We start from the raw sequence: 13,874 nt of genomic DNA on the forward strand, positions 1-13,874 counted from the left end.
CATTGTATTACTTCTATTTTAAAATAAAAAAGACTGCAGACAAGCACGATTTTCATCGAGTTTGTCGACAGTCTGAATCCCGTACGCTTCGTACGGGATTTCTTTTATCATTACCTTTCAATTGCAAACATAATTTCAGCTTCCATCGCCACTTCGCCCTCTACAGTCGCAACGGCTTTTCCTTTTCCGATTCCCCTGCGGACGGAGAGCAGTTCGACTTCCATGATGAGTGTATCGCCCGGCCGCACCTGGCGTTTCCAGCGGCATTTCTCCACACCGGCAAAAAAGGCAAGCTTTCCTTTATATTCATCCAGTGACAGCAGGGCAACAGCACCTGTCTGTGCACAGGCTTCAAGTGTCAGGCATCCTGGAAATACATTGTAATTCGGGAAATGCCCATTGAACACTTCCTCGTTGGCACTTACATTCTTTTTGCCGACAGCTCTTTTTCCAGGCTCAAGCTCTTCAATGGAATCCACAAACAGAAATGGGTATCGGTGAGGGATTATTTCTTTAATTTCTTCAACATTCAATTTCATATGTATCGCTCCCCTGCAGTATTTAGTACCAGATACTAATAATAGCTTATATTTATTTTACTAAAAAAATGGGCGAACGCAAAGTGGAAACAAAAAAGAAGGGCATCATCGCCCTCCTCTTCATTTTCTATTCTTTTTCAACTAACTCCACAATATGCATCCATGTGGACTTTGTAAAAATATCCTTTACTTCCCCGCCGCCGATGACTCCATACCCGACCGCGGCTCCGGCCGTAACGCTCAGGAAAATTAAAAGCACGACAATAATAATCCGAAGCCAGATTGGAATGAGGCGAATGCGAACCCGCCCTTTACGCGGTGATTCTTCTTTGCTGTGTTCTTTTTTCAGTTGTTCACGCGTCTTGACTGCTTCTTGATTACTGTTGTTTACTGACATTTTATTTCCCCTTTTACCTAACGTATTCCGTTGATCAGCCCCATCATTTGATCAGCCATGGAGACAGATCTTGACTGAAACTGATATGCCCGCTGCAGGTTGATCAAATCTGTCATTTCCTTAGACATATCCACATTGGATTGTTCAAGGGAACCCTGGGCCATTCCTATCTGGCCGCGGAGCGCACCATTCAGCTCTGTATAGATCCCCTCGCCGTCAACTCCATCAGGAAGGCCAAGAAGATTATCCCCTTTTTGCTCCAGGAATTGAGGCTTGTTAATCAGAACCACTCCAAGATTGAATTCCTGGATGGAACCATTGGCTGCTTCTGCCAAAAAGCTCCCTGTTTCGGTCACTTTAAAATTTTTAGCTTGTCCATTTATTATAATCGAATTATTATTTTCATCAAGAACAGGAAGTCCGTCACCTGTTACAAGCATGGTCTCATTATCTGAAACCGGTGTTAAATAAAAGGCGCCTGTTCTGGTAAAACGCACAGCTGCTCCCTCTTCGGTCTGCTCGAGCACACGGAAATACTGCCCTTCTTTTGTGAAGGCTAGATCAAGCGGCCGTTCGGTTGCCTTTAAGGCACCCTGCTTCATGACAATTTGGGATTGCGCGAGCTTTGCCCCTACACCTTGCCTGATGCCTGCAGGTGTTAGTCTTGCGGTCTCCGCATTCGGATTCCGCTGATTATTGAACTGCTGAAAAAGCAAATCGGTAAAATTGGCTTCTCTTCTTTTATAGCCCGCTGTATCAATGTTGGCCACATTATGACTGACAATATCCATCTGCTTCTGCAGCTGTGCCAGAGTATTCGTTGCTGTGATCATGGTTCTATTCATTGTTCTTCCCCCTTAGCGGGTCTGCCGCAGGACATTACCCGATCCGCCCGATTTCATTTGCGGCTTTCTCCATACTGCGGTCATAAGCCTGCAGGACCTTTTGGTTTGCTTCAAAAGAGCGATAGGCGGTCATCATATCTGTCATCGTCCGGGAAGCATCTACATTGGAACGCTCCAAATAGCCCTGCTGCAGCTTGAATTGGACATTCTGTGCATTATAGGCATTCTCAAGGACGCTTTCTTCTGTCACTGCAAACAGTCCGTCACCCTCTTTACGCAGGCTTTCAGGGTTTTGTGCATACATAATGCCCAGTCTCGCTGTTTCACCCGCTTCACCTGTTATCACACCATCTTCACTCACTTTAAAGCGGTCACTGGAGAGCTGAATCCGTTCACCCGCATCATCCAGAATATATAATCCGCCCGCTGTCGTTAAATAACCTTCTCCATCAAGGGTAAAATTTCCATTCCTTGTATAGCGCTGCTCGCCATCAATACCTGCTGCTGTATAAAAGACAGACCCACTTAAGCCAGTATCCGGATTAACGGGAAGATTAAGATCAAGCAAGGCCAGGTCCGTATTCAGGCCTGTTTCCTTCATATCTCCCTGCATGAAGGATGGCAGTGTCTCCTGCATATAGACCCCTGAATTCAGGCTGCCCACTTCCTGATTAAAAGGAAGATTAAGGCCTTTCTCGGTCGGAACTGTCTTCTGGCCAATTCGCTGCAAAAGCATCTCAGGAAAAGCCCTTAAGCTTGTCTGATCTGCTTTAAAACCTGGTGTATTGGCATTCGCCATATTATTCGTCAGCACTTCTGTCCTCCGCTGCTGCGCAAGCATCCCGGAAGCAGCCGTGTAGAAACCTCTAAACATCTTTAATCACCTCTAAATTGCAATTCCGAACATCTATTTACCTCTATTATAAGAAACTTTCCGACAATAAACATTAAAAATTTTGAAGAATTGAGTTAGATTTTGAAAAAAGCTGTACCTTTTTTTAATCGGCTGGAATAGGAGAAAGTTTACTAAAGATATATTCACTTATTGATATCGGTCAGATTTCATTTTTACCGGTCACATTTTTTATTTATCGGCCAATTTAGAATTTTATCGGTGAATTTCTAAATTTATTGGTCACTTCGCGCAAAAACAGCACTTGAGCTGTTCCCAAAAGAAAAACCCGCCAAAAAGACGGGTCCACAATTATACAAGCTTCTTCTTTGGAAGCTTATCAATATTATCAAGCATGATACCTGTTCCAACGGCTACGCAATCCATCGGGTTTTCTGCAATTAAAACAGGGACTTTCAGCTCTTCAGCCAGAAGCTGGTCGATTCCGTGAAGAAGGGCCCCGCCGCCTGTTAAAATAACCCCGCGGTCGATGATGTCTGCAGACAGTTCAGGCGGTGTGCGTTCAAGCACGCTTTTGGCAGCCTGTACGATGACATCAACAGATTCTGCCAGAGCACCCTGAACTTCTTCAGAGCGTACGGTAATCGTTCTCGGCAGACCTGAAACCATGTCACGGCCCCGGATTTCCATTTCCTCGCTTTTGCCGCCAGGAAATACGGTCCCGATTGTTACTTTAATATTTTCGGCAGTTCTTTCGCCGATTAGAAGCTTGTATTCTTTTTTGATATATTGAAGAATTTCGTTGTCAAATTTATCTCCGGCCATCTTAATAGAAGAAGACGTAACAATGTCTCCCATTGATAAAACCGCTACATCTGTTGTACCGCCGCCGATATCGACAACCATGTTTCCGCTCGGCTGGAAGATATCCATGCCTGCTCCGATTGCCGCAACTTTTGGTTCTTCTTCAAGATATATCTTTTTGCCGCCGCTTTTTTCAGCAGCTTCCCTAATCGCCTTCTGCTCAACACCTGTAACATTTGTCGGGCAGCAGATTAAAATGCGCGGCTTTGATAAGAAGCCTTTAACGTTCAGTTTATTGATAAAGTGCTTCAGCATCGCTTCTGTCACATCAAAGTCGGCAATAACACCGTCTTTTAGCGGGCGGATTGCCACAATGTTCCCTGGTGTGCGTCCGACCATGCGGCGCGCCTCTTCCCCGACGGCCAGTACTTTGTTTGTATTTTTATCAATTGCCACTACAGATGGTTCATTCAGCACAATTCCGCGTCCTTTAACGTGGATTAGCACGTTGGCAGTTCCTAAATCAATCCCAATATCCCTAGCAAACATTTCTCTTTTTCCTCCTTGCAAAATGGCCAGCTTCTGTCCGCACCTTTGAAGGCTCTCTCTATTTAGGCATTCTTAAAGCGAACTTCGCTTATAAATTTTTAGTTAGATGTTCAAGTCATTATTCGCAACTGCAGTTTAAGCCACGCAAAAAAATCAGTTCTTTTTATAAAGAAATGATTTTGCCCGGCGTTCTCATTAGGAGTCCTAGTCTTTACGAACCAAGTTCTATCCTAATTTTATATTTTAACACATTCCTTGTGAAAGCAGTAACATTTTGACAGATTTTGTGAGACTTTTTGAGGGTTTTTGTCGAAATGGGGAAATAGATGCAGGCGACTTAGGAAGGGGCTTAAATCCATATAGCAAAGCCTTGGTTCAGGCCATGGAAACAGCTTATGATCTTTTAGCCCCCGGAGCCGCATGAAGGTCCATCATGTACATCAAAACAAAAATTGCCATGATACTGCTAAAAACAGCAGTCTTTAGCCTTTGACGCCTTTATCAGCGCCTTTTGAATCTTTTCATTTAACTGGCTCTTCTTCCATTTCCTCTTTTTTGTATTTCATTTTTGTGGCTTCGCCGCCGCGCAGATGGCGGATCGATTTATGATAATCCAGGATTTCCTTTACTTCGTTTGCCAGTTCAGGATTGATTTCAGGTAGTCTTTCCGTCAAGTCTTTATGGACTGTACTTTTGGATACGCCAAACTCCTTCGCGATTACGCGAACCGTTTTTTTCGTCTCCACGATATACTTTCCAATCTTGATAGTTCTCTCTTTGATGTAATCGTGCACACCACTCGCCCTCCCCGATTTGGATGTGAGAAGTGTGAAATGAGACTCGCTTTCTGTCTGGTTTTTAACTGTATTCCGCATGGATTCATGATTAAAATGAGTTTAATCGTGCATGCGCCTGAAAGGCTTGCTTTCAGCTTGCGATAATTAAACATGTCCTCAACATATTCATTAGTTTTAGTAAAACGATCCCTCACCTCATACATTCTCTTTGTAAGGTTTGTAACAGTTTATTAGCTTGGTTGAGGTAATATGCACGAAAAACTCAATAGGGACAAGGTTTTGTGTAAATTTTTTGAAAATAGGACATCTGGAGGCCAAAAATCAGAAATGTTTTCAAAAAATCCTTTGGGGTATTTGAAAAATAAGCGGCCTAAAGACCAGTGAAGACTTTCCTAATTTTAATTGATCCATTAATAAAATCCAGTACTTTTCCCGCATATCCATCAAAACCCTTCATTGCCGGATCATTCATTTCTATAGACATAAACAATTTCTTTAGAATCAGATAAATGCATAAATCTAGGAATTGCAGAGTGGATTGAACTATGTACATCATCGGAAACAAGGGTAAAGAGCCAGGAACTCCTCCCTATTGTGAACCGGATATTTTTACCGTACTATTTTTCTCGGAAAACAATTCATTTAATTGGTTATAAAACCATTATATTCCAAAGGATAGGATGAACATAGTATGCAAACACGCAAGGAAAGAATTCTAAACGATAAAAGAAAGAAGATAAAAGCAAGAGGAATGGCGGCAGCCAGCACTGTGTTCGCTGCAGTAATCGCATCAGCCGGTTTCAGCGTTTCATCAAAAGAAGCTCAGGCATTGACAGGCACCTACAAAGTGAAGCATGGAGATACATTATATAAAATCTCCAGGGAACATGATATGACTGTTAAAGAATTGAAAGCGGTTAACCATCTGAAGTCTGACACAATTCATCCAGGGCAATCACTGGAGGTTCGGACTGAGCGTCATACAGAAGAACCGTTCAATAATGAGACAGCTGTTTATACCGTGGTGCCGGGCGATACACTATGGGGAATCGCAAAGCGCTTCCGCATGAATGTCAATGAACTGAAAAGATTAAACAAGTTAAAAAGTGATATGGTACTCATTAATCAGAAATTGACCATTAAAGGGGATATTTCCAAAATAAAAGCAGTCATCACTGGTGCGGCAGACAATTTTACGGTGGAATTTAAAAATGGGGATGATTATTTCACACTGAAGGTACCTTATGGAACAGCACAAACCTATCAAAAAATGTCAGGAAAAGAAGTCCTGGTGGTTTATAAGGACGGTTCACTGATCGATATACAGTAAAGGCATGGAAAGCCGCATTCTGCCGGCTTTCCACTGGTTTAACCGCATCAATCATCCACTCACCAACATTCCAACCACTGTCATTAAAATAGGGATCTCATTTGACTGTCGGTTGCTTTAATCAATTCCCCCCAGGTTTTATGGCCCCTCTGCTGAAACTGAAAGAGCAATTCAACATATAGGTATGCGGTAGTTAAAGCATCCCCTACTGCACTATGGCGGTCATATATGCGGGTGCCGAATGCCATGGCATATCTCTCAAGGTCGCGCATATCATAGGACGGGGCGATAAAGCCAATCAAATCCAGCGTGTCAATAGTAAGGAAATTTTTCAAAGCAAGCTTTTCGCGTTTAAATTCACTTTTGATAGCAAGTGCATCAAAGCCTACATAATGGCCAACCAGGCATACCGCTTCCCTTGATTCAACATAATCAAAAAAGCTTAGAATGGCTTCCAATGCCTGCGGGGCATCTTTAACCAGATCATCGGAAATAGAGGTTAATTCTCTTATTTCCCGAGAAATTTGTCGTTTTGGGTTAACATATGTCTGAAAAAGGTCCTTTTCCTGCACTTGAAATCCTTTTACAGGGACGGCACCAATCTCAATGATCCGGTCTGTTGCAGATACTTGAAATCCTGTTGTTTCAGTATCAAATACAATAAAACTCAGATCTTCAAGCGGCGTGGATAACGGAATATTCTCATACGTTAAGGAACACGTCACATTCTTTCTGAGAAAAAACATACCAGCCTCCTTCAGATCTATAGAGAGAATCTTGCGATTGCCTGGCTCTGCAGCTCCCTTAATGTCTTTAAGCTTAGAATCAATTCTTCTTTTTCGCGGGTAGACATTCTTGTAAATGATATAACGGAAGAGAAAGAGGCACCTGCTTTCTCCTGCTGCCATCGCTGGGTGACATACAATGTCATAATAGTACTTACCGCTTCCTTTAAATCGGATGCAAACTCCTTTGAGAACACCTGCTTCTCCTGCAGGAAATCTATTTTTTCCATTGGTGTGCCTGATAGTTTTCCATGTATAAGTGACAGGATCTGCAGACTATGATGATAGGGAAATAGAATATCTTTTTTCATATCGATGTTCTTTCGATGCAGCTTGAATAGGGATCGGATCGGCTGATCCAGGGCGGGTATGCCATGTTCCTTTTCCAGCTGTGCCAGCCGGTATAAAAAAATTCTGGACCGCTTAACCTGTTCAGCGGCCAGCGCTTCAAATTCCGCATGCAGCCCTTCACTCCCCGCAATTAGCCGATAGGAGAAGAAGTTTTGCGCTAATAATAAATGGTCATTTGTTGAATGGAGCATCCATGTTCGCAGCCTCTCTTCCCATACTGTCAATGAGCCGCGCCATTTCTGTTCACTGCACATCATGAGCCCTTTGCAGCGTGCATAGCCAGCTGCTTCCATATTAGAGGTGATTCTTTTTCCCAGCTCTTCAAAAAATGCCGTGGCTTCTTCTGAATGACTCTCATAAACGAGGAAATGATCCTGGTCTGTGAGCATGAACTGTTCTCCACGGCCGCTTGAGCCCATTTGATAGAAAACAAATTCGCAGGGCTGCTGTAAACCTTTTTCTCTCAGTTCAGAAATAGATAGAGCTATAATCCTTGCTGCCAGACGATCGTATAGCTTTGTAATGATTTCAAGCATTTTTAATATGGGAACACGATCACTTATTAAAGAATCAATAATGTCATAGATGCCCGTTTTGATTTGCGGAAGATTGTCCCGGTCGGCTTTTTCAATTTGTCCAACAGTCTTCATCACATTCTCGTTTTTCTTTCTCAGCAAATCTGATAGCGTCACAATCCCTACCACCTTAGAATCTTCCTTGACAGGCAGGTGTTTGACACCCTTAAACAGAATCAGTGAAAGGGCCTCATAATAATACGCAAACCTTGATATCGTGACTGGATTTTCTGTCATAATGGTTCTTGCCTGAGCAGATAAATCAGCACCTGCAGCAGCTACCCGTTCCACTATGTCTCTTTCCGTAATAATCCCTAACAAGCAATCATTCTCTGCAACAAGGATCGAACTTATTTTCCTATTATGCATTAATTTAGCGGCCTCCTGAATGGATGCGTCCGGACTGACTGCAGCCGCCTCAGTACTCATGACATCCTGAACCCGGATTATGAATGGGTCATTTTCTCCATGATCTGTCGCGAGTTTTACCTGTTCTGCAAGAGAAGCGTAAACATCTTTCAATCTGATGACTACCTGTGTCAGCAAGTAATCATGAACAGCAGGGTCATCCCATCTTTTTCTCACCACTTCAAACGGAATGAACATCGCCCTTACCTCGCTGGAGGCTTTGACTTCGACCATTGACTCTGTATCGATCTTTTTGGAAACTCCCAGGAAATCGGCGAGGCTGGAAAAACCAATCATTTCCCCTGCCTGGACTACTTCAAGTACTTCTTCCCGTCCATTATGTTCATTTTTTACCAATACCTCTGAAAGACCTTCTAAAAGGAGCAGAAGGCCTTCATGCGGTTTATCTTTTTTCAGGATAATTTCACTTTTCCCATAGCGGCGGACTTCACACAAAGATAGAAGTGAAAGGGCTGTGTCAAATTCCACCCCTTGAAAAAAGGGGTGAAACCGCACAGCCTCCAAATGGTATAGGTTATACAGATTTTGATCCATCATCGTTCATCCATACTTCACCATCTTTGTAGACCATTTGCTCCGGATAGCGAAGATCCATAACCTCCTCCTGAATTTTTTGCGAAGGGGCAGCTGTCATGAGAGAAACAATGATATTAGCTGCAAATGCTGCAGCGGCACCAAACACACCAGCACCTGTATCAATGATACCCAGGATGGTGAAGCCGCCATATTTAGCTGCAAAGATGTAAGCCAAAGTTACACCTAATCCGACCAGCAAGCCGGCAATAACCCCCTGTGAGTTTGAACGCTTCCACCAGACCCCCAGAACAAGCGCAGGGAAGAATGTTCCGGTCGCGAGTGCGAATGCCCAGGCAACAATTTGCGTAATCGCTCCTGGAGGGTTAAGTGCGATTACACCTGCTAAAAGAGTGGCGATTACAATGGACCAGCGAGCAACAGAAAGACGTGTCTTTTCAGTTGAATTCGGTTTTAGCACCCGGTAAAAAATATCATGGGCAAAGGCAGAAGATATCGCAATCATCAAACCGCCGGCTGTTGATAATGCAGCAGCCATTGCCCCAGCCGCCACAAGACCGATGACAAACATGCCAAGATTGGCAATTTCAGGTGTCGCCATAACGACTATATCGTTCGAGATAATGAGTTCATTCCATTGCAGTACCCCATCGCCATTGCCATCAGCTACTTGCAGCTTGCCTGTATCAACCCATGTCTTCGTCCAGGCAGGCAGTTCTGTAATTTTGCTGCCGGCAACCTGTGTCATTAAAATGAAACGGGAGAATGCAGAGTATGCAGGTGCAGATAGATAAAGCAAGCCGATGAACAGCAATGCCCATGCCCCAGACCAGCGGGCGGCCTTCATCGTTGATACCGTATAGAAACGGACAATTACGTGCGGAAGACCGGCTGTACCAGCCATCAGTGTAAACATAAGAGCCAGGAACTGCCACTTTGTTCCATTTGTAAATGGTGCAAAATATTCAGAGATTCCAAGCTCCCGGTCGAGTTCACCCATTTTACCGACAAGCTCCCCATAAGAAAGCCATGGGGCCGGGTTTCCTGTAATTTGAAGGGACATGAAAACGACTGGAATGATATATGCGATAATCAAAATGACATACTGAGCAACCTGCGTCCAAGTAATCCCCTTCATGCCGCCGAATGCAGCATAAAAGGCAATAAGAACGACACCGATCATGGTTCCAAGCTTCGCATCAATTTCAAACAGGCGGCCAATAACCACTCCTGAACCGGAAAGCTGGCCAATCGAATAAGTGAAGCTGATAATGATCGTACAAAGGGCTGCAATCACACGGGCTGTGTGGCTGTCAAACCGGTCACCGATGAATTCAGGAACCGTGTAGCGGCCGTATTTCCTCAGCTGTGGTGCCAAAAGGAAGGTTAAGAGCAGATATCCGCCCGTCCAGCCCATAATATAGGCAAGACCGTCATAGCCCAGGAGCATGATCGTTCCCGCCATCCCGATAAAGGAAGCGGCACTCATCCAGTCGGCGCCTATCGCCATTCCATTAAAGACTGGCGGCACCCCGCGGCCGGCAACATAGAACTCCGATGTTTCTTTTGCCTTATTATAAATGGCTATTCCAATATATAAAGCAAATGTAGCTAAAATAATGGATAATGAGACCAAAAATTGTGTATCCAAAGACATCCCCCTTTATTCCGTAAAAAATTTATATGACGCCCCTTTTTTCTCTATTTATAGCGGCGGCTTGAACAGCCGCTCATTTTTCATTAATTAATGATCAAGAACTTTCCCTGAGCTGATCTGTTCATTTTTGTTTTCATCAATTCCATATTTCCGGTCAATGGCATCCCCCATTTTGGCATTAACGAACAGCAGAATGATAAAGGTCAGGACCGCGCCCTGTGCGCCCATGAAGTAATGGAATGGAAATCCGTTAATCGAAATATCGCTTAATGGTTCTGCAAAAAAGACCACGCCAAAAGAGGCAAGAAATCCAATAGCAAAATAAATGATCATGTTCCGAGTCTTTTCGCGGAAATAACTGTCTGCTACTTTTTTATCAATTTTTTTCAAAACTCCACCCCCGGTAAAAATGATAAATTCGCACTCTTGATTCTGATTAACAGACTTTATTGTCAGGAATCACTCCTTTATCGGTTATCTGCAGCTGAATCGCCGCTATTTCACCGGATCCGTTATCCGGACCCGGACAAAACCATTACCTTAAACTGAAAATAAATTTGACTGTATCCATGAAAGGTGCGGGAACAAGAATGATTTGAACGAGGAAGTAAGCAAAGATTGATAGAAATGGAACTGCCAGGAAGATTGGTCTTTTCTTTCTTAAAGCTAGAAAAAGGCAGATACCTGTAATAATCATCATAGACATTAACGTAAGCAATTTGGTTCCCTCCTTTTTAGAAAGCGCTGTCATTTTTTGCTGATTTCTGCTTTCGGCTTTAAAATAGGCATTCAAGTTATTTTCTGACTTCATTTAATTTTAAGAAAATTCATACTTCATTATGTACAAAAATCATTTCCAGGTCAAGTACATGCTGGAAATATATTAAATTTTTTTAAAAGAACCAACTGCTCCCATTGATACATAAGGGTTTTTGTCCGCAAGTATGGATGGCGGAGGCTTTAGGGCATTAGAGGAAAACACTATAGTGATAATAAAAACTTCGAAAAAAAAGAGCCTGTCCGGCTCTTTAATCCAATTCTTTGATGATAAGAGTAATTGCCTCCAGCAAATCTGAATCAGACCAGCTTGCCATGCCTTTTTTGCTGGCAGCTGCCAGCTCGTGGGAAGCAGGAATATGCACAAAACCCGCCGGTACTTCAGTGTTTGCGGATTTTAGCAGATGAAGCACAGAGTACATAACGTTATTGCATAAATAAGTCCCCGCTGAGTTCGAGATGGCAGAAGGATATCCCGCTTCTTTAAGCCTATTAACCATCCGGCGGATTGGAAGCGTTGAAAAATAGCCATCGGGACCATTTTCCTCTATCAGTTTGTCTTCAGGGGCGACTCCGCTATTATCCGGCTCCCCGTCCTGGCAATTGATCGCGATTCTTTCAGGTGTGATGGCTGTACGGCCAGCTGCCAGTCCAAGAGAAATCACTGCATCCGGTTTTTTCGCCATTACTTCCTCTGCTATTTCCTTAGGGGCGACATTAAAATCCACCGGCAAAAGGTGCCCCATAATTTCATAGTCTCCAACAGCTTTGCCATCCAATGCATGTACAATCTTTTCCGTCGGATTGATTGGAAAATCAAGAAAAGGTTCAAATCCGGTTAATAGAAGCTTCTTCATATTTCTCCCCCTGTATAACTCTTCGTTTTCCGAAATATTATACAGGACAATGGCAGAATTGTCTAAAAAATGTTGATTCGACAAAAATCGGGTGGTACCTGTCAAAAGAAAAGCGGAAGCGCCTTGCCCACCCCCTACAAATCGAGGGGGCAGGCTGCTTGCACTAGACAGTTATCAAACTTCAGGATTCATACATTCTGTCAAAAAAAGAGCCCGCCATTTCGGCAGACTCCCTATCATTATGCGTCAGTTGATTCAGTTGCAGTGTCTTCCTCAACTTGGTCGTCAGTTTGACCTTCGTCTTCAGAAGTTCCAGCTGGATCTTCTTCTGTATCAGCAGACTCGTCTTCTTCCGTATTTCCGGCATTTTCATCCGCAGGTTCTTCAGCAGAACCTTCGTCTTCCGTTTTGCCAGACTCTTCAGCTGACTTGTCCTCAGAAGGAGCAGCTTCGTCGTTTCCTTCAGTTGCACCGCTGTTTTCTTCAGCATTAGCTTTGTCAGTTGTGTCTAACTCCTGTAAAGAGCTAAGCGGCTTATTGAAGTAATCAAGCGGATTGACCGGCATTCCGTCTTTACGGATTTCAAAGTGTACATGTACGCCTGCTTCTTCATTAAACAAGCTTTCGCCTGCCTTCGCAAGGGCATCACCTTGTTCTACCTGGTCGCCAACCTTAACATTCATCTCTGTAACAGATTGATATTGTGTTACAATTCCTTTGTCATGCTCCACTTCAATGACATTGCCCAAAAGTGAATCTTCTTCTACCTTAGTTACTTTTCCGCTTAATGCAGCAAGGACATCAAAAGTTTCTCCATCCTTTGTAGCGATATCAATACCTGTGTTCGGATGGTATGTGTTATTGTAAAATACTAGAGCAGCTTCCTGTTCTTCAGCCTTGCCGTCATAGTCATAGAATTGTTTTTGAATGACAGCTGAGTCTGGATCTTTGACAGGCATTACGAAGTTTTCCATTGCGCGGTTAACTTCCAATGCTGGCTCGTCGTACTTTTTGCCGGTAATATCAGTGGCTTCGTAATCGTAGCTGTCAGTGTCTGTAGCGTTGTCGCTTGTTTGATACCAAAGAACACCGGTTAGAATGATTGCTGCACTTGCAATGTAGATAGCTGGGAATGCCCACCGCTTCTTCATAAAGCGTTTAAAGCTGGAATCTTGAGAAGATCGTTTCTTTTCTTCCTCTCTCATTTATCATCACCTCAGCAATCAGTCTGAACAGATTGAGAGGATTATATACATTTCTCAAAAAAAATTTTTTGGGCTTATTTTTCGACAAAGGTTTTCGGATTATGCATGATTTGGGAAAAAAATTTATAAGGAGTTACTTATAGATGGTTAAGTGGATAATACGGGTGCTGCCTTTCCTTTATATGGCGCTTATTTGGGTCCTGTCCAGCATGCCGGCAGATGCAGTGGTGGAGCTGCCGGATCTGGCGGTGGACCGTTTTTTAAAAGAATCTATGCATCTGATTGAGTTTGGTATTTTGTATGTTCTTCTGGTTTTGGCTGCTTTAACAGTATTTAAGCTAACCCCGGGAGTAAATATTTTATTGGCCGTATTGGCTTGCTTTTACGGGATTCTCGATGAAATTCATCAATCGTTTGTACCTTATCGGTCTGCTACTGTGATTGACGCTGTCAAGGATATTACCGGTGTGCTGGTGTGCTGGTATTTGATCAGCCGGGCTCTTTTTTATGGGAAGTTTAAAAAGCTTGCTAATTTTCTTGGTTTTTTTAATAAAGCAAATTGAAAGAGCTGATTCAATGAATCAGCTCTT

At 43.3% G+C, this 13,874-nt stretch carries 16 protein-coding genes; 2 read left to right on the plus strand and 14 right to left on the minus strand.

What is annotated here, in order from left to right:
- Positions 1-110: 110 nt before the first annotated feature.
- From fabZ to NR125_RS25455, 7 genes are all read right to left on the minus strand, one after another.
- On the minus strand, positions 111-539 hold the full coding sequence (gene fabZ / locus NR125_RS25425; RefSeq protein WP_009332168.1) for a 3-hydroxyacyl-ACP dehydratase FabZ: 429 nt from the start codon (positions 537-539) through the stop codon (positions 111-113).
- A gap of 127 nt (positions 540-666) precedes the next feature.
- On the minus strand, positions 667-936 hold the full coding sequence (locus NR125_RS25430) for a DNA-directed RNA polymerase subunit beta (RefSeq protein WP_009332169.1): 270 nt from the start codon (positions 934-936) through the stop codon (positions 667-669).
- A gap of 17 nt (positions 937-953) precedes the next feature.
- Positions 954-1,781 (minus strand): flagellar hook-basal body protein, encoded by an 828-nt coding sequence (locus tag NR125_RS25435; RefSeq protein ID WP_019380643.1) that lies wholly within the window; start codon positions 1,779-1,781, stop codon positions 954-956.
- Between the two features lie 34 nt (positions 1,782-1,815).
- On the minus strand, positions 1,816-2,655 hold the full coding sequence (locus tag NR125_RS25440; RefSeq protein WP_256816386.1) for a flagellar hook-basal body protein: 840 nt from the start codon (positions 2,653-2,655) through the stop codon (positions 1,816-1,818).
- 330 nt (positions 2,656-2,985) lie between these two features.
- Positions 2,986-3,987, minus strand: a complete 1,002-nt coding sequence (mreB, locus tag NR125_RS25445) for a rod shape-determining protein (protein ID WP_009332172.1) — start codon at positions 3,985-3,987, stop codon at positions 2,986-2,988.
- Between the two features lie 521 nt (positions 3,988-4,508).
- Positions 4,509-4,781 (minus strand): sporulation transcriptional regulator SpoIIID, encoded by a 273-nt coding sequence (gene spoIIID / locus NR125_RS25450; RefSeq protein WP_009332173.1) that lies wholly within the window; start codon positions 4,779-4,781, stop codon positions 4,509-4,511.
- Positions 4,782-5,154: 373 nt separating this feature from the next.
- Positions 5,155-5,340, minus strand: a complete 186-nt coding sequence (locus NR125_RS25455) for a hypothetical protein (RefSeq protein WP_256816387.1) — start codon at positions 5,338-5,340, stop codon at positions 5,155-5,157.
- A 135-nt stretch (positions 5,341-5,475) separates the two neighbouring features.
- Between NR125_RS25455 and NR125_RS25460 the strand changes: the two genes are divergently transcribed.
- On the plus strand, positions 5,476-6,114 hold the full coding sequence (locus tag NR125_RS25460) for a LysM peptidoglycan-binding domain-containing protein (RefSeq protein WP_019380640.1): 639 nt from the start codon (positions 5,476-5,478) through the stop codon (positions 6,112-6,114).
- Between the two features lie 83 nt (positions 6,115-6,197).
- On the opposite strand, the gene NR125_RS25465 is transcribed toward NR125_RS25460, so the two are convergent.
- From NR125_RS25465 to spoIIQ, 7 genes are all read right to left on the minus strand, one after another.
- Positions 6,198-6,860, minus strand: coding sequence for a 3'-5' exonuclease (locus NR125_RS25465; protein ID WP_256816389.1), 663 nt, complete (start codon positions 6,858-6,860; stop codon positions 6,198-6,200).
- Positions 6,861-6,877: 17 nt separating this feature from the next.
- Positions 6,878-8,788, minus strand: a complete 1,911-nt coding sequence (locus NR125_RS25470; protein ID WP_372675484.1) for a DUF294 nucleotidyltransferase-like domain-containing protein — start codon at positions 8,786-8,788, stop codon at positions 6,878-6,880.
- Complete coding sequence (locus NR125_RS25475; RefSeq protein ID WP_019380637.1) at positions 8,769-10,439, minus strand: sodium:solute symporter family protein; 1,671 nt, start codon at positions 10,437-10,439, stop codon at positions 8,769-8,771. Before NR125_RS25475 ends, NR125_RS25470 begins: the two co-directional genes overlap by 20 nt.
- 93 nt (positions 10,440-10,532) lie before the next feature.
- Positions 10,533-10,835: a DUF4212 domain-containing protein gene (locus NR125_RS25480; protein WP_019380636.1), complete on the minus strand. Its 303-nt coding sequence runs from the start codon at positions 10,833-10,835 to the stop codon at positions 10,533-10,535.
- 145 nt (positions 10,836-10,980) lie between these two features.
- The gene (locus NR125_RS25485; protein ID WP_372675483.1) at positions 10,981-11,256 is read right to left on the minus strand and encodes a hypothetical protein; all 276 of its coding nucleotides are present in this window, start codon (positions 11,254-11,256) and stop codon (positions 10,981-10,983) included.
- A gap of 217 nt (positions 11,257-11,473) precedes the next feature.
- Entirely contained in the window at positions 11,474-12,079 is a 606-nt protein-coding gene (locus NR125_RS25490) for a pyroglutamyl-peptidase I (RefSeq protein ID WP_256816392.1), read from the minus strand.
- A gap of 239 nt (positions 12,080-12,318) precedes the next feature.
- Positions 12,319-13,284, minus strand: coding sequence for a stage II sporulation protein SpoIIQ (gene spoIIQ, locus NR125_RS25495; RefSeq protein WP_009332181.1), 966 nt, complete (start codon positions 13,282-13,284; stop codon positions 12,319-12,321).
- A 143-nt stretch (positions 13,285-13,427) separates the two neighbouring features.
- Here spoIIQ and NR125_RS25500 point away from each other — a divergent pair, with 143 nt between their 5' ends.
- Positions 13,428-13,847, plus strand: a complete 420-nt coding sequence (locus NR125_RS25500) for a VanZ family protein (RefSeq protein ID WP_019380634.1) — start codon at positions 13,428-13,430, stop codon at positions 13,845-13,847.
- Positions 13,848-13,874 lie beyond the last annotated feature (27 nt).

The sequence above is a fragment of the Cytobacillus sp. Bac17 genome (genome assembly GCF_024519925.1).
In the GTDB taxonomy this organism is placed as follows: domain Bacteria; phylum Bacillota; class Bacilli; order Bacillales; family Cytobacillaceae; genus Cytobacillus; species Cytobacillus pseudoceanisediminis.

What these genes read in the sequence shown, in the direction of transcription:
- NR125_RS25430 (WP_009332169.1), bottom strand. Translation starts at nt 936, where the DNA reads ATGTCAGTAAACAACAGTAATCAAGAAGCAGTCAAGACGCGTGAACAA.
- NR125_RS25470 (WP_372675484.1), bottom strand. Translation starts at nt 8,788, where the DNA reads ATGGATCAAAATCTGTATAACCTATACCATTTGGAGGCTGTGCGGTTT.
- NR125_RS25500 (WP_019380634.1), top strand. Translation starts at nt 13,428, where the DNA reads ATGGTTAAGTGGATAATACGGGTGCTGCCTTTCCTTTATATGGCGCTT.
- NR125_RS25460 (WP_019380640.1), top strand. Translation starts at nt 5,476, where the DNA reads ATGCAAACACGCAAGGAAAGAATTCTAAACGATAAAAGAAAGAAGATA.
- NR125_RS25465 (WP_256816389.1), bottom strand. Translation starts at nt 6,860, where the DNA reads ATGTTTTTTCTCAGAAAGAATGTGACGTGTTCCTTAACGTATGAGAAT.
- spoIIQ (WP_009332181.1), bottom strand. Translation starts at nt 13,284, where the DNA reads ATGAGAGAGGAAGAAAAGAAACGATCTTCTCAAGATTCCAGCTTTAAA.
- NR125_RS25455 (WP_256816387.1), bottom strand. Translation starts at nt 5,340, where the DNA reads ATGATGTACATAGTTCAATCCACTCTGCAATTCCTAGATTTATGCATT.
- mreB (WP_009332172.1), bottom strand. Translation starts at nt 3,987, where the DNA reads ATGTTTGCTAGGGATATTGGGATTGATTTAGGAACTGCCAACGTGCTA.
- NR125_RS25435 (WP_019380643.1), bottom strand. Translation starts at nt 1,781, where the DNA reads ATGAATAGAACCATGATCACAGCAACGAATACTCTGGCACAGCTGCAG.
- NR125_RS25440 (WP_256816386.1), bottom strand. Translation starts at nt 2,655, where the DNA reads ATGTTTAGAGGTTTCTACACGGCTGCTTCCGGGATGCTTGCGCAGCAG.
- fabZ (WP_009332168.1), bottom strand. Translation starts at nt 539, where the DNA reads ATGAAATTGAATGTTGAAGAAATTAAAGAAATAATCCCTCACCGATAC.
- NR125_RS25490 (WP_256816392.1), bottom strand. Translation starts at nt 12,079, where the DNA reads ATGAAGAAGCTTCTATTAACCGGATTTGAACCTTTTCTTGATTTTCCA.
- NR125_RS25485 (WP_372675483.1), bottom strand. Translation starts at nt 11,256, where the DNA reads ATGAAGTCAGAAAATAACTTGAATGCCTATTTTAAAGCCGAAAGCAGA.